Genomic DNA, 20,141 nt, shown 5'->3' with positions numbered 1-20,141 from the left:
TTTGCCAAAAGGCGTCCGCCTGCAAAATGGCAGACGGACGCCAAAGGCCCCGCGACAGGGCCAAATGCGGCAACCGGCTGTCATTTCCCATACAGGAAGAAGACCCTCTGGCTTTGCGTCCCTGCATTTCTGCAGGTTTGCCAAACAGATTCTGTTTTTAAAAGTAAGACTATTTCCCCTTTATGATACACCTTTGTCAGGGGTTTGACAAGCAAAAACAAAAAAAGAGCGCGGACCTCCCTGTCGGGAGTCCGCGCCCCTTGGCAGCTGCCCCGGCAGGGGGCAGCTGGCGGGTGTTGAGGGAGAGCGCGCCTATTCGCCCAGGTAGGATTTGACCAGGGTGCGCAGCAGCTCGTCCCGGTCCAGCTTCCGCACCAGGCTGCGGGCGTTGTCGTAGGTGGTGATGTAGGTGGGGTCCTCGGACAGAATGTACCCCACGATCTGGTTGATGGGGTTGTAGCCCTTGTGTTTCAGGGCGTCGTAGACCTGGGTGAGGATGCGGCGGGTCTCGTCCTCCTTGTCCTCATAGATTGAAAAGGTCATGGTTTTGTCCTGCATAGCGATCACCTCTCTTTGTAGGATACACTATCCTGCCCCAAGAATCAAGAAAAATGCCGTCCACTTCTGGGAAATATTAGCTGCGCAGGGTGATGCCCAGGGGCGCCAGCGCCCCCAGCACCCGCTCCACGGCCGCGTCGGCGTGCTCGTCCTTGAGGGTCTCGCTGTCCGAGCGGAAAATCAGCTTGTAGGCGACGCTCTTTTTGCCCTCGCCGATCTGCTTGCCGCGGTAGATGTCGAAAAACTCCACCCCTTCCAGCAGGTCGCCGGCGCTCTCGGCGATGGTGCGGGAGATGTCCCCCACCAGCACCTCCTCGCCGCAGACCAGGGCCAGGTCGCGGGTGGTGGCGGGGAACTTGGGCAGCGGCCGGTAGCTGATCTCCCTGCGGGCGTTTTTCAGCAGCCCCGCCAGGGGGATGCGGGCCAGGTAGACCTTCTGCTTGATGCCGTAGTTCTGGGCCACGTGGGGGTGGATTTCCCCCAGGACGCCCGCCTCCTCGCCGCCCAGCAGCAGTTTGGCGCAGCGGCCGGGGTGGAAGGTGGGATCGCCCTTTTCGGGCAGGAAGGCGGCGCCGTTCACCCCTGTGCTCTCCAGCAGGTTCTCCACGACCCCCTTGAGGCGGTAGAAGTCGCTCTCCCCGCCGTACATCCCAATGAGAACGGCCTCGCTCTCGTCGGGCAGGTCGTCGGGGCCGCCCTGTTTGCGGTACTCGGTGGCGATCTCGTACATCTGGCAGCAGAGGTTGCGGTTGGCGTAGTTGCGGGCGAGCACCTCCAACATGGAGGGGATGGCGGTGGTGCGCATGACGCTGGTGTCCTCGCCCAGGGGGTTTTGGATGGTGACGCTGTCGCGCAGGGGGCTGCCGGCGGGCAGGTCGATTTTGTCGTAGTACTTGGGGCTGATGAAGGTGTAGGTGATGATCTCGTTGAGCCCCATCCCCACCAGGGCGCCGCCCACCACGCGCTTGAACTTCTGCTCCTCGGTCAGCTCGGCCTCGTCGGCGGTCTTGGCCAGGGTGGCGGGGATCTTGTCGTAGCCGTAGATGCGGGCGATCTCCTCGGCCACGTCGGCCTTGTGCTCCACGTCGGCGCGGAAGGTGGGCACTACCACGTCGTCCCCGTCTATGCCAAAGCCCAGGCGGGTCAGGTACTCCTCCATCTCGCTGCGGGGGATGTCAATGCCCAAAAAGCGGTTCATGTAGCCCTCGTCCAGGGCGATCTTCCAGGGCTTCAGCGGGTTTTTGTAGCAGTCGATCACCCCGCCGACCACCTCGCCGCAGCCCAGCTCTTCCACCAGCTGGCAGGCGCGCGTCAGGGCGTCCATGCAGGTGTTGGGGTCGAGCCCCTTCTCATAGCGGGCCGAGCTCTCGCTGCGCAGCCCCAGCTTCTTGCTGGTGCGGCGGACCGAGGGGCCGGAGAAGCAGGCCCCCTCGAAGATGACGGTGGTGGTCTCATCGCTGATGCCCGACTGCTCGCCGCCCATGATGCCGGCCACCACCGAGGGGCCGGCATCGTCGGCGATGACCAGCATTTCGGGGGTCAGGGTGCGGTCCACATCGTCCAGGGTCACCAGGTGTTCGCCCTCCCTGGCGGTGCGCACAATGATGTGGTGCCCGGCGACCCGGTCGTAGTCAAAGGCGTGCATGGGGTTGCCGTACTCCAGCATCACGTAGTTGGTGATGTCGACGATGTTGGAGATGGGGCGCACCCCGCAGACCCGCAGCCGGTCGCGCATCCACTTGGGGGAGGGGCCGATCTTGACGTTTTTGACCACCCGGGCGGCGTAGCGCAGGCAGAGCTCGCTCTCCACGTCCACCTTCAGGTAGTCGGCGATGTCGCCGCTCTCGCGCTCCACGGTGGGCGCGGGCAGGTGCAGGGGCCGGTTCAGGGTGGCGGCGGTCTCCCGCGCCAGGCCGATCATCGAAAGGCAGTCGGGCCGGTTGGAGGTGATCTCAAACTCCACCGACAGATCGTCCAGCCCCAGGGCCTGCACAATGTCCTGGCCGACGGCGGCGTCGGCCGCCAGCACCATGATGCCGTCCTCGCGCTGGTCCGGGCAGTCGTGGATGGTGAGGCCCAGCTCGGCAAAGGAGCACATCATCCCGTCGGAGAGCTGGCCCCGCAGCTCCCCCCGCTGGATGTGCATCCCGCCGGGCAGGTAGCTGTCGTGCAGGGCCACCGGCACCTTGTCGCCGGGTTTCAGGTTGTCCGCCCCGGTGCAGATTTGCAGGGGCTTGTCCTGGCCCACCTCCACCTGGCAGACCACCAGTTTATCGGCGTCCGGGTGGGGGGCAATGGAGAGCACCTGCCCAACCACCACGTTTTTGATCTCGTCGGCCAGGTTGGACCAGCCCTCGACCTTGGAGCCCGAGAGGCTCATGGCCTCGGCGTAGGCGCGGGGGGCGAGGTCGCAGGGGGTGTAGTCCTGCAGCCATTTATAAGAAAGGTTCATACTCGATTCCTCCATCTGTCTGTGTGAGAAAATAGGGCGCTGCCGCCCCTTTTGTATCGGGGCCTGCTGGCCGTTCTCGCGCGGCTCTGCCGCGCCTCCGTTTTTCCGGCAGCTTTGCCGCCGCCCATGAAATATGGGGTGGGCAACGATCACCCCATATTTTCAATTCTGTTTCCTTGGCAGCTTTGCCGCCAAGGAAACTCCTCTCGGCGGGCCGCGCGGTGAGCGCGGTCTGCCGCTGGGGAGAGTTCACGAGAGGGGCGGCTGCAAAGCGGGAATCGCTTTGCACGAAGCCCCTTTCGTGAGGGCTAAAACTGGTTCAAAAACCGCAGGTCGTTGTCGGAGAACAGCCGCAGGTCGTCGATGTTGTAGCGGCGCATGACGATGCGCTCCAGGCCGATGCCGAAGGCGAAGCCGGAGTACTCCTCCGGGTCGATGCCGCAGTTTTTCAGCACCTTGGGGTGCACCATCCCGCAGCCCAGCAGCTCGATCCAACCCTCCCCCTTGCAGAGGCGGCAGCCCTCGCCGTGGCAGGCAAAGCACTGGGTGTCCACCTCGGCCGAGGGCTCGGTGAAGGGGAAGTGGTGGGGGCGAAAGCGGGTGACGGTGTCGGGCCCGTAGAGCTTTTTGATAAAGGTGTTCAGGGTGCCCTTCAAGTCGGCCATGGTGATGCCCCTGTCCACCACCAACCCCTCGATCTGGTGAAAGACCGGGGCGTGGGTGGCGTCCACCGCGTCGGAGCGGTAGACCCGCCCGGGGGCGATGATCTTGATGGGGGGCTTTTGCCGCTCCATCACCCGCACCTGCACCGGGGAGGTCTGGGTGCGCAGCAGTACCTTGTCGGTGATGTAGAAGGTGTCCTGGGTGTCCCGGGCCGGGTGGTCCGGCGGCAGGTTCAGGGCCTCGAAGTTGTAGTAGTCGTACTCCACCTCGGGGCCGGTGGCCACCGAGAAGCCCATCCCCAAAAAGATTTCGGTCAGGTCGTCGAGCACCTGGGTCAGGGGGTGTTTTTTGCCCAGTTTGGGCGCCTGCCCGGGGATGGTGACGTCCAGGGCCTCGCTCTCCAGCTGGCGGGCCAGTTTCTCGGCCTTCAGCTGGGCGGTCTTCTGGGCAATGGCCTCTTCAATGCCGCTGCGCACCCGGTTGGCCAGCTGGCCGACCACCGGCCGCTCCTCGGCCGAGAGTCCGCCCATCTGCTTTAAAATGGCGGTGAGCTCGCCCTTTTTGCCTAGGTATTTGACCCGCAGTTCGTCGAGCCCCTCCTCGGCGGCGGCGATCTGGGCCAGCGCCTCCTCTTCGATTCTCTTCAGTGCCTCTTTCATCTCTGTACTCCTTCTTTGCGGCGGGGCCAGGGCCCCTCCTGTTTTTTGGCCGCTGCCCCGGCCGGGGGATGGGGGAGAAAACAAAACGGCCTTCGCCCCCTGTTATAGGGACGAAGGCCGTGTCAACAGCTTCCGCGGTACCACCCTGATTTTTGCCAATAGAGCAAACACTCTTTTAACCGTAACGGGGCCTGCCGTCCCCGCCTATTGAGACAAGCCGTTCAGCGGGGCCGCTCGGAAGGGAACTTCGCCGCCCGCCCGCCCCGGGCCCTTTTCAGCGGCCGGGCCCTCTCTGTGAGGCGGTCTGTGGACGGTTACTTTCCTTCGTCACTGCGTTTACTGCCCCTACTCTACCACATTTTTTGGGCGGTTTCAACACCCCGTCCGCCGAATTTTTGAAAAGTCGGACAGAATTTGGTATAGTGGGGGGAGACGGCGGGCGTGGTGGATGGCCCTTTTCGGCCCATTTACTGGAAACCCGCCTTTCGCTGGGTCGCCGACAAGAGAAATGCTGCAAGGGGAGGGATTGGCTGTGTTGCGCTGTGGGGTGGACATCGTCGAGATCGAGCGGGTGCGCCGCTGCCTGGAAAATCCGCGCTTTTTGGCGCGCTGCTTCACCGAGGGGGAGCGGGCGCTGCTGGCATCTCGCCGCCACCCGGCCGAGACGGCCGCCGGCATCTGGGCGGCCAAGGAGGCCTTTGTCAAGGCCCTGGGCACCGGCTTTTGCGGGGTCGGCTTTCAGGACATCTCGGTGCTGCGGGACCGCCGGGGCAAGCCGGTGCTCTCCCTCTCCCCCCGCGCCCGGGCGCTGGCGGGGGAGGGGGCCGTCGATTTGAGCATCAGCCACGACCGGACCCAGGCCGTGGCCTTTGTGGTGATGCTCTAGCCCCCTCCCGCACATGAACGCCCCCCTCTCTGCATAGAAGTAGAGAGAACCAGTTTGTGGGAAAGGCGGGAGAGGCGATGACGCGGACAAAGAGGGGGTGGGCCGCCGCCCTGGCGCTGTTTTGCTGCCTGGGCGGGCTGGCCGGCTGCAAGAAGGACGGCGGGGCGGGGGTGAAAAACCCCACCACCGCCTTTGAGGGGGCCTTTACCTGCGATGTGGCGGTGGAGGGCGAGGGCCTCTCCTGCGCCCTCCGCCTGGAAAAGACGGCGGAGGGCACCTATCAGTTCACGGTGCAGAGCCCGGAGACCCTCAAGGGGCTGGGCTGCACCATCACCGTCGCCGAGCTCTCCTTCACCTACGGGGGGCTGCGCATCAACCCCGGCGGTGCGCCGATGCGGGGGACGGCGGTGGCCAACGTCATCAAGACCCTGTTTCGGGCCCAAAACTGCAAGGTCACCGAGAAGAAGGGCCGCATCACCGTGCGGGGGGAGGACGAGAACGGCCCCTACACCCTCACCTTTGACGGGGAGACCCTCGCCCCCCTGGAGATGACCTACGGCGGCGAGGGGGAGCGGGCCAAGACCCGCATTGCGGTGGAGAACTTCAAGGCCGTCTCGTGAGGATGCAGGCCCGCAGGCCGGGTCGACGGCCCGGTTCGCGGCCACTTTTGAACAGGAAAAAGGCGGGGGAAAGCCGGCTGTCCGGCTGCTCCCCGCCTCTTTTTGCGCCCGCCTTTCGAACCGGGGCGGCGGGGCGGGCGGCCGGTCACACCAAAGCCGCTTCCCAAAAATAGAATGGGGTACACCTCCCGTGTTTAAGGGGAGCCGCAGCGGGCCAAACTATGGGTGCAGGCAGCAGCCGCGGACCGCGGCGGGCGACTTTCGCAATTTTCTTTTGGGAGTGTGACAGACGTGAATACCGTCAAGCGCGGGGAGATCTACTACGCCGACTTGAGCCCGGTGGTGGGCTCAGAACAGGGGGGCGTGCGCCCGGTGCTCATCGTTCAAAACGACGTGGGCAACCGCCACAGCCCCACCGTCATCGCCGCAGCCATCACCAGTCAAAAGGACAAAAACCACCTGCCCACCCACATCTCGGTGACCGGGGGGACCTGCGGGCTGGCCAAAAACTCCATCGTCCTGTTGGAGCAGGTCAGAACCCTCGACAAAACCCGCCTCAAGGAGCGGATGGGGCAGCTGGATACAGGCGCTATGGATCAGATCGACCACGCCTTGAGCGTCAGCTTTGGTTTGGGCAACCCCCATACATAAAGCGGCCTGGGGGCGTGTGACACCGCAAAAAAGGCAGACGGCTGCAAAAAAGCCGTCTGCCTTTGATTTTGGATTGGCTGTGTCTACCCGGCAAAGTTACCGGCGCTTCTCGGCGGCCCGGCGGCGGAGGAGCCGCCCCGCCAAAATCAGCGCGCCCGCCAGGGCGGCGGCCCCCCAGAGGGGGGCGGTGGGATCGCCGGTGCGGGGGGCGTCGCCCTGGCCGCCGGTCTCCTTTGGAGGCGCTTCGGGGGGATTCTCCCCCGGCTTCTCGTCGGGCGTTTCGGGGGGATTCTCCCCCTCCGGGTCGACTGTGGCGGGGGCCGCCTTGTAGCGGGCCGCCACAGCGCAGTCGCCCGCCCCCATGGTAAAGGCGGTGCTGGCCGCCGCCGGGTCGGCGATCAGCCCGTCGCCGGAGACCAGCTCCCAGCGGTCAAACACCTGGCCGTCGGGGGCCGGGCCGGCGGCGATGGTCAGGCGCTCCCCCTTCAGGTAGCGGCCGCTGCCGCTGCCGCCGGTGACGGTGAGGGCCAGCTTCTGGTCAAAGGTGGCGGTGATGAGGGCTGCCTGGTTGGGCATGTCGAATTGGTAGCCCCCCTGGTCCTGCTGGATCTCCTGCCCGTTTACCTGCAAGCTGGCCAGCCTGTTGGGGGCCTCCGGCTCCACCTGCAGGGCGATCCGGTTGCCCTGGGCGGCAAAGGGGTGGTTGGCGCTGACCTTGCCGCTGCCGGTGACCTGAACGGTGACCGGGTGGTAAACCGTGCCGTCCGCCATCTCCGCCGATTGGACGGCGCAGCCCTCCGGCAGCCAGAAGAGGATTTCCCCATCCTGGTTGATGACCATGTCCTTGGTGCCGTAGTAGGGGGCCCCCTCAATGACCAGATTGGCCACCGGGTCCTGCCAGTTGACCCCCGGCTCGCCGCTGAGAACGTCCCAAGATTTGGGGAACACCAGGCGGTAGAGCTGCACCTCCTGGCTGGGGGACTGGCCGTTGGTGGGCTGGGTCTTGATGGGCAGGTCCTGGGGGTGGTTGTCGTTGCCGGCGCAGAGGTTGCCCCCGCTGATGGTCACGTTGGTGGTACTCCCCCCCATGGCTGGCGGGTAGTTGCCAATGCCGAAGCCGGAATAGCTGCCGTCGGCGTAGATGGTGCCGCCGGAGATATGAATGTTGGAGGCGTCGCCCCCCATGGGGGCGCCGATGCCGATCATCCCGGCCTGGGCCACCACATAGCCGCCGGAAATCTCGATGTCCCGGCCGCTGTTGGCGCCCGCCTGACCGCGAAAACCGCCGCCGCCGATGGCTGCCCCCTGCTCGGCGCTGCAGACCACCGTGCCGCCGCTGATGTGGATGCCCGTGCCGGAACCGCCCCAGCCGCCGCCAATGCCGGCGCCGGTGGTGCTGCCGGCGAGGAGGCGCCCGCCGCTGATGCGGATGGTGCTGCCCTCGCCGCCGCGGGCCAGGTTTTGGGCGTAGCTGCCGCCGCCGACACCGGCCCCCGACACGCCGCTTGCCTCGGTCTCGCCGCCGGTGATGGTGATGTTCCGGCCATTGCCGCCCCGGCCCCCGCCGATGCCGGCGCCGCCCCCGGCGCCATCGGCCTTCACCCGGCCGTTGATAACGCTGATGTACTGGCCGCTGCGGCCCTGGCCGCCGCCGATGCCGGCGGCGTCGGTCCCGCCCTGGGCGGTGATGCGGCCGCTGGCAATGGTGATCTTCTTGCCGCTTTGGCCGTTGCCCCCGCCGATGCCGGCGCCCTGGTTGCCTCCGGTGGCCCGCAGGCTGCCGCAGCTGGCGTCGCACTGGTGGTCACCGTCTTCCTCACATCTGATCGTCAGGGCGCCGCAGTCGCAGTTGCCGTCGGGGTGGGTGCACTCCTTTTGCAGGCCGGCGGCGTTTTCGCCGCCGGAGAGGATGTTTTCCCCCTTCAAAAATAGGGTGGTGGATTGTTTGTTGTTGTCGGCAATTTGAAAGGCTGGGCCGTTGGCGGCCTCGATCCACAGGTTGTCAAGGGTGATGTTCCCCCCGCTGCCGTCGTCCACCACGATGCGCTGGCTGGTGGGGGCGGCAGGGTTCACCATGGAGATGGTGAGGTTGCCGTGTCCGGTGATGTGCAGCACCCCATTCCGGGCGTCGAAGGTGTAGTCGGAACTTCCCTCCACGGCGAAGGCGCATTCTCCGGCGGCAAAGGCGGGCCGGGGGAGGGCCGCCAACAGCAGCAAGGCCGCCACCAGCGCGGCCACCGCCCTTCGGATTCCCCGATGTGTCTGTGATTGCATGGTGAACTACCTCCTCTTTTGGCTGGGCCGGGGATGGCAAGGGGTCTCCCGGCGGTGGGCGGATGGGTTTGAGCGATTGCCTAAAGGTTTTCGTTCTTCGATGGGGAAAGGGCTTGGATTTTGCGCAGATTTCGCCTTAAAAAGAGCAAAAAATGTCGATCTTTTAGTAAGATTATACGGAAAATGGGTCGAAAAAGCAAGGGCCAAATCGGCCCGTCTCAAAAAGGGGGGAAGGCTGCGCCTTAGAACAGGGAGAGTTGGGGGCTGCGGGGGGCCTTGTAGGCCCTGACGATCTCCTCCATGGTGTAGAGCAGGCCCCGCCGCTGGCAGGCGGCGGAAAAAACGCCGTAGAGCTCTCGGTGGCGGGGGGAGGCGCACCAATAGGCGTCGCCGTACAGGTCGCGGTAGCGCTCCGCCAGGCCGGGAAAGTGCCGGTCCAGCTGGCGGTAGTAGTGCTCTCGCTGGTTCTGGCGCAGGGTCACCCCAAAGGCCGGGTAGACAAACCGGGCCCCCGCATCGGCCGCCCGGCGCACCAGTTCCACCACCTGTTCCGGCCCGTCCTCCAGCAGGGGGAGCACCGGCATCAGCAGCACCCCGGCAAACACCCCGGCGGCCGCCAGCTGTTCCAGCCCCCGCAGCCGCCGGGCGGGGGAGGGGGCGTGGGGCTCCACCCGGGCGGCCAGCCCCTCGTCGGCGGTGGAGAGGGAGAACTTGACGATCACCGGCGCTTGGGCGGAGAGCTCCGCCAGCAGGACCCGGTCCCGGACGATCAGGTCGCTCTTGGTGGCGATGGCCGCCCCAAAGCCGTGCTGCAAAAAGAGGGCCAGGGCCTGCCGGGTCAGCTGCTGCCCCTTTTCAAAGGGGTTGTAGCTGTCGCTCATGGCCCCCAGGCTCACCACCCCGCTCTGCCGCTTGGCCGCCAGCTCCCGCCGCAGCAGGGGGATGGCGTTCTCCTTGGCCCGCACCCGGTCGAAGTCGTCGATGCGGTAGCACTCGCTGCGGCTGTCGCAGTAGATGCAGCCGTGGCAGCAGCCCCGGTAGAGGTTGAGGTTGTACTCGGTCCCAAACCAGGCGGGGGAGCGACTTCTCTGCAACAGGTGTTTGGCGGGCACGGTTTCCATGGCGCTTCCTCCTCGCGCGGCCCCGGGGGCGGGGCCTGTTTCTCCCTCACAGGATCGCACACAATACCGGCGGCAGTCTGTCCGGTATTGTGTGCGCGGCCAAAAAGAAGGGCTGTCGCAGTGCGGCAGCCCCGTTCTTTCTCTATGAACTTGTCTTATAAAAAATTGTGGGATCGCCCGTGCCAGGGGATTTTTTGATGGCCACCTCTTTTGAGAGGGCGTTGTCAAATACCCACATACGGCCGGTATTCGCCTTTTATAAAGCACTGCACGAAAACGCTGGGTCAGAGTGGCTCCCTCGCTCGGCGGTTTGGACGCCGGGAGTCAGGTCTTACACAGGGGTCTCTCCGCACACCGCAGAGGGCTGGTAAAACAAACACTTCAAGGGGCTGGACGTTCGTCGTGCGCAGGATACAAATAAAGTCGGCGCATTCTCGCGCTTTGGTTCGCCTTGGGGAACTGTGAGGTGCGCGCTGGAGATCGGTCGAGGGTTACCAGGACAAACCGCCGAGGGAACTCACAGAGAAACGAGCAAAGACGCGGCACGGGCAATCACCACAATGCTGTGGGTCCAACTGCTGCACTGGAATCTCCTCCATTCTGTCTGTCATTCTGCTTCCCTATTGCACCTTTAGTATAGTCGATCGGCCGGCGGGTGTCCATTTGCATTTTCGTTAAAGTTATTGCCTGGTTTTTGTGTAAATTGGTCGATTTATTTGGAGAGTGTGAACAAACTGCAAAAGGAGTGTCAATATGTAAGGGGAAATGGAGAGGGGCGGGCCGTCGGTGGCCCGCCCCTCTTTGGGGGGTAACTATGCCGGGGGTTGCCCGTCGCCCCCCGGCGGCGGGCAACCCCCGGCGGAGGGGCAGCCCCCACAGCCGCCCGCCTTCCCGCCGGAACAGCCAGAGCAGCCGGCGCAGCCCCCGCCCCGCCGCTTCTGCCGGCGCAGGAAGAGGAGGACGGCGGCGACGCAGAGGGCCAGCAGCCCCAAAACCACCCAGTCGGCAACACCCATGAAAAACACCTCCCGAAAAGAGCGATCAGCGGATGAAGAGACGGCCCACCTGGTAGATCAGCAGGGCGACCACATAGGCCGCGCCGGTCTGGTAGAGGGAGGCCAGCAGCGCCCCGCGGGTGCTGCCCAGCTCCCGCCGCTCGGCGGCGAAGGCGGCCACACAGGGCATGTAGAGAACGGTGAAGGCCAGAAAGGAGAAGGCCGACAGGGGGGTGAAGATGGTCCCCAAGATCTGGCCCAGCTGGGCCCCGCTCTGGGCCCCGGTGAGAACGGTCAGGGTGCTGACCACCGTCTCCTTGGCGGTGATGCCGGTGATCAGGGCGGTGGAGGCCCGCCAGTCCCCAAAGCCCAGGGGGGTGAAGATGGGGGCGATGAAGGAGCCGATGGAGGCGAGGATGCTGTCGGCGCTGTTTAGCACCGGGTTGAGCCGCCAGTCAAAGCTCTGCAAAAACCAGATGATGATGGCCGCCAGGAAGATGATGGTGAAGGCCTTGCGGATGAAGTCCTTGGCCTTCTCCCACATGTGCAGGGCCACGCTTTTGGCCGAGGGGATGCGGTAGGCCGGCAGCTCCATCACAAAGGGGACCGGCTCGCCCTGAAAGAGGGTGCGCTTGAGCAGCAGCCCCGAGAGAACGGCCACCAGAATGCCGGTGAGGTAGAGGGAGATCATCACCAGCGCCCCGTTTTGGGGGAAGAAGGCGGCGGTGATCATGGCGTAGATGGGCAGCTTGGCGCTGCAGGACATGAAGGGGGTGAGGACGATGGTCATCTTCCGGTCCCGCTCGCTGGCCAGGGTGCGGGTGGCCATGATGGCGGGCACCGAACAGCCAAAGCCGATGAGCATGGGGACAAAGCTGCGGCCGGAGAGGCCGATCTTGCGCAGCAGTTTGTCCATCACAAAGGCCACCCGGGCCATGTAGCCGCTGTCCTCCAAAATGGAGAGGAAGAAAAACAGCAGCACGATGATGGGGAGGAAGGAGAGGACGCTGCCCACCCCCACGCAGACCCCGTCAATGAGGAGGGAGCGCAGCCAGTCGCTGACCCCCACCCGCACCAATAGCTCGCCAAAGGCGGCGGTGGCGGCGGCGATCCCCTCTTCCAGCAGCCCCTTGAGGGGCTCGCCAATGACCCCGAAGGTCAGCCAGAAGATGAAGAACATGATCCCGAAGAAGATGGGGATGCCCAGGTACTTGTGGGTCAGCAGCCGGTCGATCTTTTCAGAGCGGATCTGCTCGTGGGTCTCCTGGTGCTTGATGACGCAGTCGGCGCAGATCTTTTCGATGTAGCTGTACCGCATGTCCGCCAGGGCGGCCTCCCGGTCGGTGCCCAGGTTGCGCTCCATCTGGTGGATGATGTGGTGGACGATGTGGTACTCCTCCCCCCTCACCCCCAGGTCCTCGTGCATCGGCTTGTCGCCCTCCACCAGCTTGGTGGCGGCGAAGCGCAGGGGGTAGCCGGCGGCCTTGGCCTGGTCCTCGACGATGTGGGCGATGGAGTGGATGGCCTTGTGCACCTCCCCGGTGCAGAAGTCCAGCTTCTCCGGCGGCACCGGGTTTTTGATGACCTTGCGCACCTCGTCCAGCAAGTCGGAGATCCCCTCTTTTTTCGAGGCGGAGATGGGCACCACCGGCAGCCCCAGGTGCGCGCTGAGCTTTGGCACGTCGATGGCGTTGCCCGAGGCCCGCACCTCGTCCATCATGTTCAGGGCAATGACCATGGGGATGCGCAGCTCCATCAGCTGCAGCGTCAGGTAGAGGTTGCGCTCGATGTTGGTGGCGTCGACGATGTTGATGATGGCCAGGGGATTTTCCTTTAAAATAAAGTCCCGGGTCACCACCTCCTCCGAGGTGTAGGGGGAGAGGGAGTAGATGCCCGGCAGGTCCACCAGCACCGCGTCCTTCTGGCGCTTGATGGTGCCCTCCTTCTTCTCCACCGTCACCCCGGGAAAGTTGCCCACGTGCTGGTTGGCGCCGGTGAGGGCGTTGAAGAGGGTGGTCTTGCCGCAGTTCTGGTTGCCCGCCAGGGCCAGCAGATGGCTCATCTGCCCCACCTCCCTCTGCGGTGCTTTTCCGGTCTGCCGCCGCGGTGGCCCGGTGCCGCCTCCGCCGGTTCAGGGCGGTGTTCGGCGGCGCGGGGGAGGGCGGCGTCCCCCACCCCCTCCAGGGCGATGTTGGCCGCCTCCTCCTTGCGGATGGTCAGCACGTAGCTGCGCAAAAACAGCTCGATCGGGTCGCCCATGGGGGCGATCTTGCGCACCGAAACCCGGGTGCCGGGGGTCAGCCCCATGTCCAGCAACCGGCGGCGGAGGACCCCCTCGCCCCCCACCTGGGTGATGACGCCCCCCTGTCCCGGTGTCACTTTGTCCAATGTCATACCTGCACTTCCCCTCTCCACACGTCCATAAGTTAGTCTCTGCTTACAGGATACTATTGCCTGTCGGCATTGTCAAGAAAAAGGGGGGCTGTCTGTACAATTTTCACAACTTTTTTTAAAGGCGGCCCCGCAAGGGGTTTCCGGGTTGGACAAATGGCGCAGGGCGTGCCATACTTGCAGAAAAAAGAGCCGGCCCGCACGGCCGGCAGAGGAGGAGTGAAAACGGTGAAACAGGTCTGCTTTAAAAACGCCAACATCGTGGACGTCTTGGAGGGCCGCAGCTTTGCCGGCGACCTGCTGGTGGAGGACGGCAAGATCGCCGCGGTCGGCGAGGTGGGCCCCCTGCCCGAGGGCTGCCAGGTGGTGGAGATGGGGGGCCAGTACCTGGCCCCCGGCGCCTTCAACTGCCACACCCACATCACCATCAGCAGCGACGCCGACATGAACCTCATCGGCGGCAGCGACGCCCGGCTGACCCTGCTGGCCGTCAAGAGCTTGCAGGGCTTTCTCAAGGCGGGGGTGACCTTCATTCGGGACGTGGGCGGCTACTCGGGCATCGACATCCTGCTGCGCGACGAGATTCGCGCCGGGCGGGTGCAGGGACCGGACATGCTCGCCTGCGGCCGCTGCATCTGCATCACCGGCGGGCACAGCTGGACCCTCTGCGGGCTGCAGGCCGACGGGGCGGAGGAGATGCGCAAGGCCACCCGGGACCAGCTGCGGGCCGGGGCCGACTGGATCAAGGTCATCGCCACCGGCGGCATCATGACCAAGGGGGTGGAGCCCGGCGCCCAGCAGATGGATCTGGAGGAGATGGAGGCCGTGGTGCGGGAGGCCCACAAGTGCGGGGCCAAGGTCTGCTCCCACGCCCAGGGGGCCTCGGGCATCCGCGACTCGGTGCGGGCGGGGATCGACTCCATCGAGCACGGCTGCTATCTGGACGGGGAGACCATCCGCCGGATGGTGGAGCAGGGCACCTGGTTTTGCCCCACCCTGGCGGCCAGCCACTTCATCCTCCACGGCGACAGCCCGGTGAAGCAGCCCGACTACGTCATCCGCAAGACCAAAGAGGTCATCGACGCCCATCTCCGCTCCTTCCGGGACGCCTGTGCCGCCGGGGTCAACATCTGCATGGGCACCGACGCGGGCACCCCCTCCAACCCGCCGGAAAACAGCTGCAGCGAGTACGTGCTGATGGTGGAGAAGGGCGGCCTCACCCCCCTCCAGGCGCTGCGCATCGGCACCATCGAGTCGGCCAAGCTCTGCGGGGTGGAAGACAGCCTGGGCTCCATCACCCCGGGCAAGCGGGCCTGCTTTGCCGTCTACCGGGAAGACCCGCTGCAAACCATCGCCACCGTCACCGACAACCGCATGACGGTCAAGGACGGGGAGATCGTCTACCGGGCCTAGCGGCGGCAGAGGGGAAGCGCCGTTTTCAAAGGGGGCGGAGCGAGGGGCTCCGCCCCTTTTTTTGTGGGCCGGGGGTTGACAGGGGGAGGGGGAGATGGCATCCTGTTGGTACAATCATGTACTTTTTGCGGGCGGCCCACCGGTCCGCCCGCCTGTGGGAAAGGGGAAAACAGGTGATCACCTACCGAAGCATCCAGCCGTCCGACTGCGCCGAGCTGGGCCGCATCATCGTCGACACCTGGCAGTTTGACCAGTTCACAGCCGGCCCCAAGGGGGCCGGCCACTTCGGGCAGAGCTACCTGCTCTCCTGCCTGCTGCAAGCGAGCTATACCTGCGTGGCCCTGCGGGAGGGCAGGCCGGTGGGGGTCATTGTGGGCGCCGAGCGCCGCAGGGGCAAAAGGCGGTGGCACTGGGGGGCCTACTTCCGCGCCCTCCGCCACACCGTCCCCCTCCTCTTTGACCGCGCTTTTCGCAAGGGGAATGGGGAGTGGTCGGGCTACGGCGAGACCCTGGCCGCCCTGGACCGGGAGGTCGGCTACCCCTTTGACGCCGAGCTCGCCCTCTTCCTGGTGGACGAGAGCTGCCGCGGCCTGGGCATCGGCAAGCGGCTCTACCAAAACTTGATGGACCACTTTGCCGCCCAGGGGGTCGAGAGCTTCTACGTCCACACCGACACCGGCTGCAACCACCGCTTTTACGAGGCGCAGGGGCTGCAGCGGCTGGCCGAGGCCGCGACCCACTTTTCCTACGCCGGGGTGGAAAACGTGACCGTCTTTGTCTACGGAAAGAAGAAATAGGTCGCCTGCACAAAATATCCCCTTCTTTTTTGACGAACATTGCAATTGGTAAAGGGAAAGGCCTTGACAGGGGGCCGGAGCTCTGCTATACTCAATGTAAAGAAAAACACTTTACACGCTGATGGCTCGACGCCGGGCCTCCGGCGTGTCTTTTTGAGAGGGGGGAGCGGCCCGTGTCCAAAAATTTGGAGATCGCCCTGCTGTGCGACTTCTACGGGGAGCTGCTCACCGAGAAGCAGCGCGACTGCATCGTCCTCTACTACGACCAGGACCTCTCCCTGGGCGAGATTGCCGAGAACACCGGCATCACCCGCCAGGGGGTGCGCGACTCCATCAAGAGGGGGGAGGCCACCCTGCTGGAGATGGAGGAGAAGCTGGGCCTCTGCCGCCGCTACCGCCAGATGTACCAGGGGCTGGAGCGGATCACCCAGGAGGCCAAAAACATCTCGCTGCTCAACGACAACTACAACTCCTCCGCCGAGATCGAGCGGTCGGTCAAGGCGATCTTGGAGACCGTCAAAGAAATCGGCGAATAGGGGAAAGGGGGGAATACCGTGGCCTTTGAAGGATTGTCTGAAAAGCTGTCTGCCGCCTTTAAAAAGTTAAAGCAGAAGGGCAAGCTGGGGGAGAAGGACGTCAAGACCGCCATGCGGGAGGTCCGCCTGGCCCTGCTGGAGGCGGACGTCAACTACAAGGTCGCCAAGCAGTTTGTGGACGCGGTGACCGAGCGGGCGGTGGGCGCCGCCGTCTTTGAGAGTTTGACCCCCGCCCAGCAGGTCATCAAGATCGTCCACGAGGAGCTCATCTCCCTCATGGGGGGGGAGGTCAGCCGCCTGCACATCCCCTCCAAGCCGCCCTGCGTCATCATGATGTGCGGCCTGCAGGGCGCGGGCAAAACCACCCACTCGGGCAAGTTGGGCAAACTGCTCAAAAGCCAGGGGCACCGCCCGCTGCTGGTGGCCTGCGACGTCTACCGCCCGGCGGCCATCAAACAGCTGCAGGTGGTGGGCGAACAGGCCGGGGTCCCGGTCTTTGAGATGGGTCAGGGCGACCCGGTGGAGATCGCCAAAAAAGCCCTGGGCCACGCCAAGGACCACGGCAACGACATCGTCATCCTCGACACCGCCGGCCGGCTGCACATCGACGAGGCCCTGATGGCCGAGTTGGCCGCCATCAAGGCCGCGGTCGAGCCCGACGAGATCCTCCTGGTCATCGACTCCATGACCGGCCAGGACGCCGTCTCGGTGGCCGAGAGCTTCAACCAGCTGCTGGAGATCACCGGCGTGGTGCTCACCAAGCTCGACGGCGACACCCGGGGGGGCGCGGCCCTCTCGGTCAAGGCGGTCACCGGCAAACCCATCAAGTTTTCGGGCACCGGCGAAAAGCTGGATGACCTGGAGCCCTTCTACCCCGACCGCATGGCCTCCCGCATCCTGGGGATGGGGGACGTGCTCACCTTCATCGAAAAGGCCCAGACCCAGTTCGACGAAAAGCAGCAAAAGGCCATGGAGGAGAAGTTCCGCAAGAACAAGTTCGACCTGGAGGACATGCTCGTCCAGCTCGACCAGATGCGGAACATGGGCAGCTTGCAGCAGATCGTGAGCATGCTCCCCGGGGGGATCGGCAACAAGCTCAGCGGGGCCGACCTGGACGACCGCCAGATGGACCAGGTGCGGGCCATCATCTGCTCCATGACCCCGGAGGAGCGGGCCAAGCCCAAGCTCATCAACCCCGGCCGCAAGCGGCGCATCGCCGCCGGCAGCGGCACCCGGGTGGAGGATGTCAACCGCCTGCTCAAGCAGTTCGAGACCATGAGCAAGCTGATGAAGCAGTTCAGCCGCCCCGGCAAGCGGCGGCGGATGATGCCCTTCATGTAACCCCTGTGTAACCTTGTGTAACCTTTTTGTAACCTGTTTTACCGGTAGATTCCGGCCCGGGAGACCGGCCGGTGCTATAAAAGAGCGCGGCCTTGCAGCCGCCAGTCCCTTTATTGCACAGCAATAAACAGAAAACATCATTGGAGGAATTGTATCATGGCAGTGAAAATCAGACTGCGCCGGATGGGCGCCAAGAAAGCCCCCTTTTACCGCATCGTCGTGGCCGACTCCCGCTACCCCCGCGGCGGCCGCTTCATCGAGGAGCTGGGCTACTACGACCCGACCAAAGACCCCAAAGTGGTGAAAATCGACATGGAGAAGGCCCAGAAGTGGATCGCCAACGGCGCCCAGCCCACCGACACCGTCAAGAGCCTGCTCAAACAGCAGGGCGCTGAGTAATCGCGCCCGGGGAGGTCTGTGGCATGGAAGAACTGCTCATCGCCCTGGTGACCGGTCTGGTCGAGGACAAGACCGCCGTCCAGGTGCAGAAGGACGAGCCCAATGAAGAGGGCGTCACCGTCTACCACATCCACGTGGCGGCCGACGACATGGGCCGGGTCATCGGCAAACAGGGGCGGATCGCCAAGGCCATTCGCACTGTGATGCGGGCGGCCGCTGTTCGCGTCGGCGAAAAGGTCCAGGTGGACATCGACTAGAGGCTTCACACCGTAGGGAAAGCGAGGGCGACTTTGCTTTCCCTACGGTTTGTATTGGGCCGCCTTTGGCGCGGCCGGGGGAGGACGAGATGAAACAGGATTTGGAAGTGGGGAAGATCGTCACCACCCACGGGGTGCGGGGCGAGGTGCGCATTCAGCCCTGGTGCGATTCGCCGGATTTTCTGCTGGGCTTTGAGCGGCTCTTCACCGAGGGCCGGGCCGAGACCCTCAAGATCGAGCGCAGCCGGGTGCACAAAAACGTGGTGGTCTGCAAGTTCGAGGGGATCGACACGGTGGAGCAGGCCACCCGCTACATCGGCCGGGTCCTCTACATGGACCGGGGCGACGTGCAGCTGCCCGAGGGCAGCTTTTACGTGCAGGACCTGGTGGGCCTGACGGTGAAGGACGCCGACAGCGGCGCGTGCTACGGCACCCTCTGCGAGGTGACCCAGACCGGGGCCAACGACGTCTACCACATTGAAAAGGAGGGGCGCGTCACCCTGATCCCCGCCATCAAAGAGGTGGTGCTGGCCATCGACCTGGCCGCCGGGGAGATGCGCATCCGCCCGCTGGAGGGGCTGTTTGAATGATGAAAATCGACATCGCCACCATCTTCCCCGAGATGGTGATGGCCGTTTTGGGGGAGTCGATCATCGGCCGGGCCGTGGCCGACGGGCTGGTGGAGATTCGCTGCCACAACATCCGCGAGTACACCCTGGACAAGCACGGCCGGGTGGACGACTACCCCTACGGCGGGGGGATGGGGATGGTGATGCAGCCAGAACCCATCTTCCGCTGTTTTGAGGCGGTCTGCGCCCAGCGGGGGGGGCGGCCCAAGGCCGTCTACATGTCCCCCCAGGGGCGGGTCCTCACCCAGCAGGTGAGCCGGGAGTACGCGGGGGAGGCGTCCCTCTTTGTCCTCTGCGGGCACTACGAGGGGGTGGACCAGCGGGTCCTCGACGAGATCATCGACGAGGAGATTTCCCTGGGGGACTTTGTCCTCACCGGGGGGGAGATCGCCGCCATGGCCTTTGTGGACTCGGTGGTGCGGCTCTGCCCGGGGGTTCTCTCCAGCGAGGACTGCTTCACCGAGGAGAGCCACTGGAACGGCCTGCTGGAGTACCCCCAGTACACCCGCCCGCCGGTCTGGCAGGGCAGGGAGGTGCCGCCGGTCCTCCTCTCGGGGCACCACGCCAACATCCAGCGCTACCGGCGGGAAGAGGCCCTGCGCAACACCTGGAAAAAGCGCCCCGACATGCTGCAAAAGGCCCCCCTGGACGGGGCGGACCGGGCCTTTTTAGAGACCCTCGCAGCCCCGGGCGGGGAGTGGGAGGAGACGGTATGATCGGCACCCTGATCAACGTGGGCGCGGTGCTGTTGGGCACCGGCGTCGGCTTCCTCTGCAAAAAGGGGATTCCCAAGCGCATCGAGGACGGGGTGATGAAGACCATGGGGCTGGCGGTGATCCTCATCGGCCTCACCGGCGCCCTGGGGGCCATGGGCAGGGTGGAGGGGGGCGCGGTCTCCTTCGACGGGGGACTGCTCCTCCTAGTCAGCCTGGTGCTGGGGGTCCTGGCGGGGGAACTGCTGAAAATTGACGACCGGCTGGGCCGGTTTGGCGGCTTTGTGGAGCGCAAACTCAAGATCAAGGGCTTTGCCCAGGGGTTTGTGCCGGCGGCGGTCATCTTCTGCGTGGGGGCCATGGCCATCCTCGGGGCGCTGGAAGAGGGGCTCACCGGCGATTCCAGCATCCTCTTGGTCAAGAGCACCCTCGATCTGGTCTCGGCGGCGGTCCTCACCGCCTCCCTGGGGCCCAGTGTGGGCTTCGCCGCCCTGGCGGTCCTCCTCTACCAGGGGGCGCTGACCCTGGGGGCCGGGGCCCTGGCCCCCCTGATGACCGACGCCCTCATGGACCAGATCTCCATGGTGGGCAACGCCATCATCCTGGTCATCGGCATCAACTTCCTCTTTGGCGAGCGGATCAAAACGGCCAATTTGCTGCCCGCCATCTTTGTACCGCCACTGTACAACCTGCTGATGATGTTTATAAAAATATAGAAATATTGTACAAAGCCCGTCGCCGGGAAAGTGGCGGTATTATCGCAAAAGCAGAAAATCCCCTCTAGCT

Annotated in this window: 20 protein-coding genes, 1 riboswitch and 1 other annotated feature; of the genes, 12 read left to right on the top strand and 8 right to left on the bottom strand. The window is 64.8% G+C overall.

Going from position 1 to position 20,141, the window contains the following annotated elements; translation table 11 throughout:
- Positions 1-65: 65 nt before the first annotated feature.
- Positions 66-152: riboswitch (cyclic di-GMP riboswitch) on the bottom strand.
- A gap of 160 nt (positions 153-312) precedes the next feature.
- The 3 genes from HJY11_RS06465 to pheS form a co-directional block, all read right to left on the bottom strand.
- On the bottom strand, positions 313-558 hold the full coding sequence (locus HJY11_RS06465; protein ID WP_021660717.1) for an IreB family regulatory phosphoprotein: 246 nt from the start codon (positions 556-558) through the stop codon (positions 313-315).
- A gap of 76 nt (positions 559-634) precedes the next feature.
- Positions 635-3,010, bottom strand: coding sequence for a phenylalanine--tRNA ligase subunit beta (gene pheT / locus HJY11_RS06460; protein ID WP_208075176.1), 2,376 nt, complete (start codon positions 3,008-3,010; stop codon positions 635-637).
- Between the two features lie 308 nt (positions 3,011-3,318).
- On the bottom strand, positions 3,319-4,332 hold the full coding sequence (gene pheS, locus HJY11_RS06455) for a phenylalanine--tRNA ligase subunit alpha (RefSeq protein WP_208075175.1): 1,014 nt from the start codon (positions 4,330-4,332) through the stop codon (positions 3,319-3,321).
- A 103-nt stretch (positions 4,333-4,435) separates the two neighbouring features.
- Positions 4,436-4,672 (bottom strand) — a binding site (T-box leader).
- Between the two features lie 192 nt (positions 4,673-4,864).
- Between pheS and acpS the strand changes: the two genes are divergently transcribed.
- From acpS to HJY11_RS06440, 3 genes are all read left to right on the top strand, one after another.
- The gene (acpS, locus tag HJY11_RS06450) at positions 4,865-5,218 is read left to right on the top strand and encodes a holo-ACP synthase (RefSeq protein ID WP_368041549.1); all 354 of its coding nucleotides are present in this window, start codon (positions 4,865-4,867) and stop codon (positions 5,216-5,218) included.
- Positions 5,219-5,295: 77 nt separating this feature from the next.
- Positions 5,296-5,838 (top strand): hypothetical protein, encoded by a 543-nt coding sequence (locus tag HJY11_RS06445; protein ID WP_208075173.1) that lies wholly within the window; start codon positions 5,296-5,298, stop codon positions 5,836-5,838.
- 291 nt (positions 5,839-6,129) lie between these two features.
- A complete protein-coding gene (locus HJY11_RS06440) occupies positions 6,130-6,489 on the top strand; it encodes a type II toxin-antitoxin system PemK/MazF family toxin (RefSeq protein WP_044993090.1) in 360 nt (119 codons plus the stop codon).
- Positions 6,490-6,585: 96 nt separating this feature from the next.
- On the opposite strand, the gene HJY11_RS06435 is transcribed toward HJY11_RS06440, so the two are convergent.
- The 5 genes from HJY11_RS06435 to HJY11_RS06415 form a co-directional block, all read right to left on the bottom strand.
- Positions 6,586-8,763 carry an InlB B-repeat-containing protein gene (locus HJY11_RS06435; protein WP_208075172.1) on the bottom strand — a complete coding sequence of 726 codons (2,178 nt, stop codon included), beginning with the start codon at positions 8,761-8,763 and terminating at the stop codon, positions 6,586-6,588.
- A 242-nt stretch (positions 8,764-9,005) separates the two neighbouring features.
- Complete coding sequence (locus HJY11_RS06430; protein WP_208075171.1) at positions 9,006-9,884, bottom strand: SPL family radical SAM protein; 879 nt, start codon at positions 9,882-9,884, stop codon at positions 9,006-9,008.
- Positions 9,885-10,696: 812 nt separating this feature from the next.
- On the bottom strand, positions 10,697-10,900 hold the full coding sequence (locus tag HJY11_RS06425; protein WP_208075170.1) for a FeoB-associated Cys-rich membrane protein: 204 nt from the start codon (positions 10,898-10,900) through the stop codon (positions 10,697-10,699).
- Between the two features lie 25 nt (positions 10,901-10,925).
- On the bottom strand, positions 10,926-12,941 hold the full coding sequence (gene feoB, locus HJY11_RS06420) for a ferrous iron transport protein B (RefSeq protein WP_208075169.1): 2,016 nt from the start codon (positions 12,939-12,941) through the stop codon (positions 10,926-10,928).
- Entirely contained in the window at positions 12,938-13,273 is a 336-nt protein-coding gene (locus tag HJY11_RS06415; protein WP_208075168.1) for a FeoA family protein, read from the bottom strand. Before HJY11_RS06415 ends, feoB begins: the two co-directional genes overlap by 4 nt.
- A gap of 225 nt (positions 13,274-13,498) precedes the next feature.
- Here HJY11_RS06415 and HJY11_RS06410 point away from each other — a divergent pair, with 225 nt between their 5' ends.
- From HJY11_RS06410 to HJY11_RS06370, 9 genes are all read left to right on the top strand, one after another.
- Positions 13,499-14,683 (top strand): metal-dependent hydrolase family protein, encoded by a 1,185-nt coding sequence (locus tag HJY11_RS06410; protein ID WP_208075167.1) that lies wholly within the window; start codon positions 13,499-13,501, stop codon positions 14,681-14,683.
- Between the two features lie 173 nt (positions 14,684-14,856).
- Positions 14,857-15,480, top strand: a complete 624-nt coding sequence (locus tag HJY11_RS06405) for a GNAT family N-acetyltransferase (protein WP_208075166.1) — start codon at positions 14,857-14,859, stop codon at positions 15,478-15,480.
- Between the two features lie 173 nt (positions 15,481-15,653).
- Positions 15,654-16,016, top strand: a complete 363-nt coding sequence (ylxM, locus tag HJY11_RS06400) for a YlxM family DNA-binding protein (protein WP_059003921.1) — start codon at positions 15,654-15,656, stop codon at positions 16,014-16,016.
- A gap of 18 nt (positions 16,017-16,034) precedes the next feature.
- Entirely contained in the window at positions 16,035-17,357 is a 1,323-nt protein-coding gene (ffh, locus tag HJY11_RS06395) for a signal recognition particle protein (RefSeq protein ID WP_208075165.1), read from the top strand.
- A gap of 156 nt (positions 17,358-17,513) precedes the next feature.
- Complete coding sequence (gene rpsP / locus HJY11_RS06390; protein WP_185916596.1) at positions 17,514-17,756, top strand: 30S ribosomal protein S16; 243 nt, start codon at positions 17,514-17,516, stop codon at positions 17,754-17,756.
- A 23-nt stretch (positions 17,757-17,779) separates the two neighbouring features.
- Entirely contained in the window at positions 17,780-18,013 is a 234-nt protein-coding gene (locus tag HJY11_RS06385; RefSeq protein ID WP_208075164.1) for a KH domain-containing protein, read from the top strand.
- 89 nt (positions 18,014-18,102) lie between these two features.
- A complete protein-coding gene (gene rimM, locus HJY11_RS06380) occupies positions 18,103-18,603 on the top strand; it encodes a ribosome maturation factor RimM (RefSeq protein WP_208075163.1) in 501 nt (166 codons plus the stop codon).
- The gene (gene trmD, locus HJY11_RS06375) at positions 18,600-19,358 is read left to right on the top strand and encodes a tRNA (guanosine(37)-N1)-methyltransferase TrmD (protein ID WP_368041548.1); all 759 of its coding nucleotides are present in this window, start codon (positions 18,600-18,602) and stop codon (positions 19,356-19,358) included. Before rimM ends, trmD begins: the two co-directional genes overlap by 4 nt.
- Complete coding sequence (locus tag HJY11_RS06370) at positions 19,355-20,071, top strand: DUF554 domain-containing protein (protein ID WP_208075162.1); 717 nt, start codon at positions 19,355-19,357, stop codon at positions 20,069-20,071. The genes trmD and HJY11_RS06370 overlap by 4 nt, the downstream gene beginning before the upstream one ends.
- Positions 20,072-20,141 lie beyond the last annotated feature (70 nt).

The organism is Bittarella massiliensis (ex Durand et al. 2017) (assembly GCF_017566145.1).
In the GTDB taxonomy this organism is placed as follows: Bacteria; Bacillota; Clostridia; order Oscillospirales; family Ruminococcaceae; genus Bittarella; species Bittarella massiliensis_A.
The sequence above is the reverse complement of the archived record's forward strand: the minus strand, read 5'-3'. Positions and strand labels throughout refer to the sequence as shown.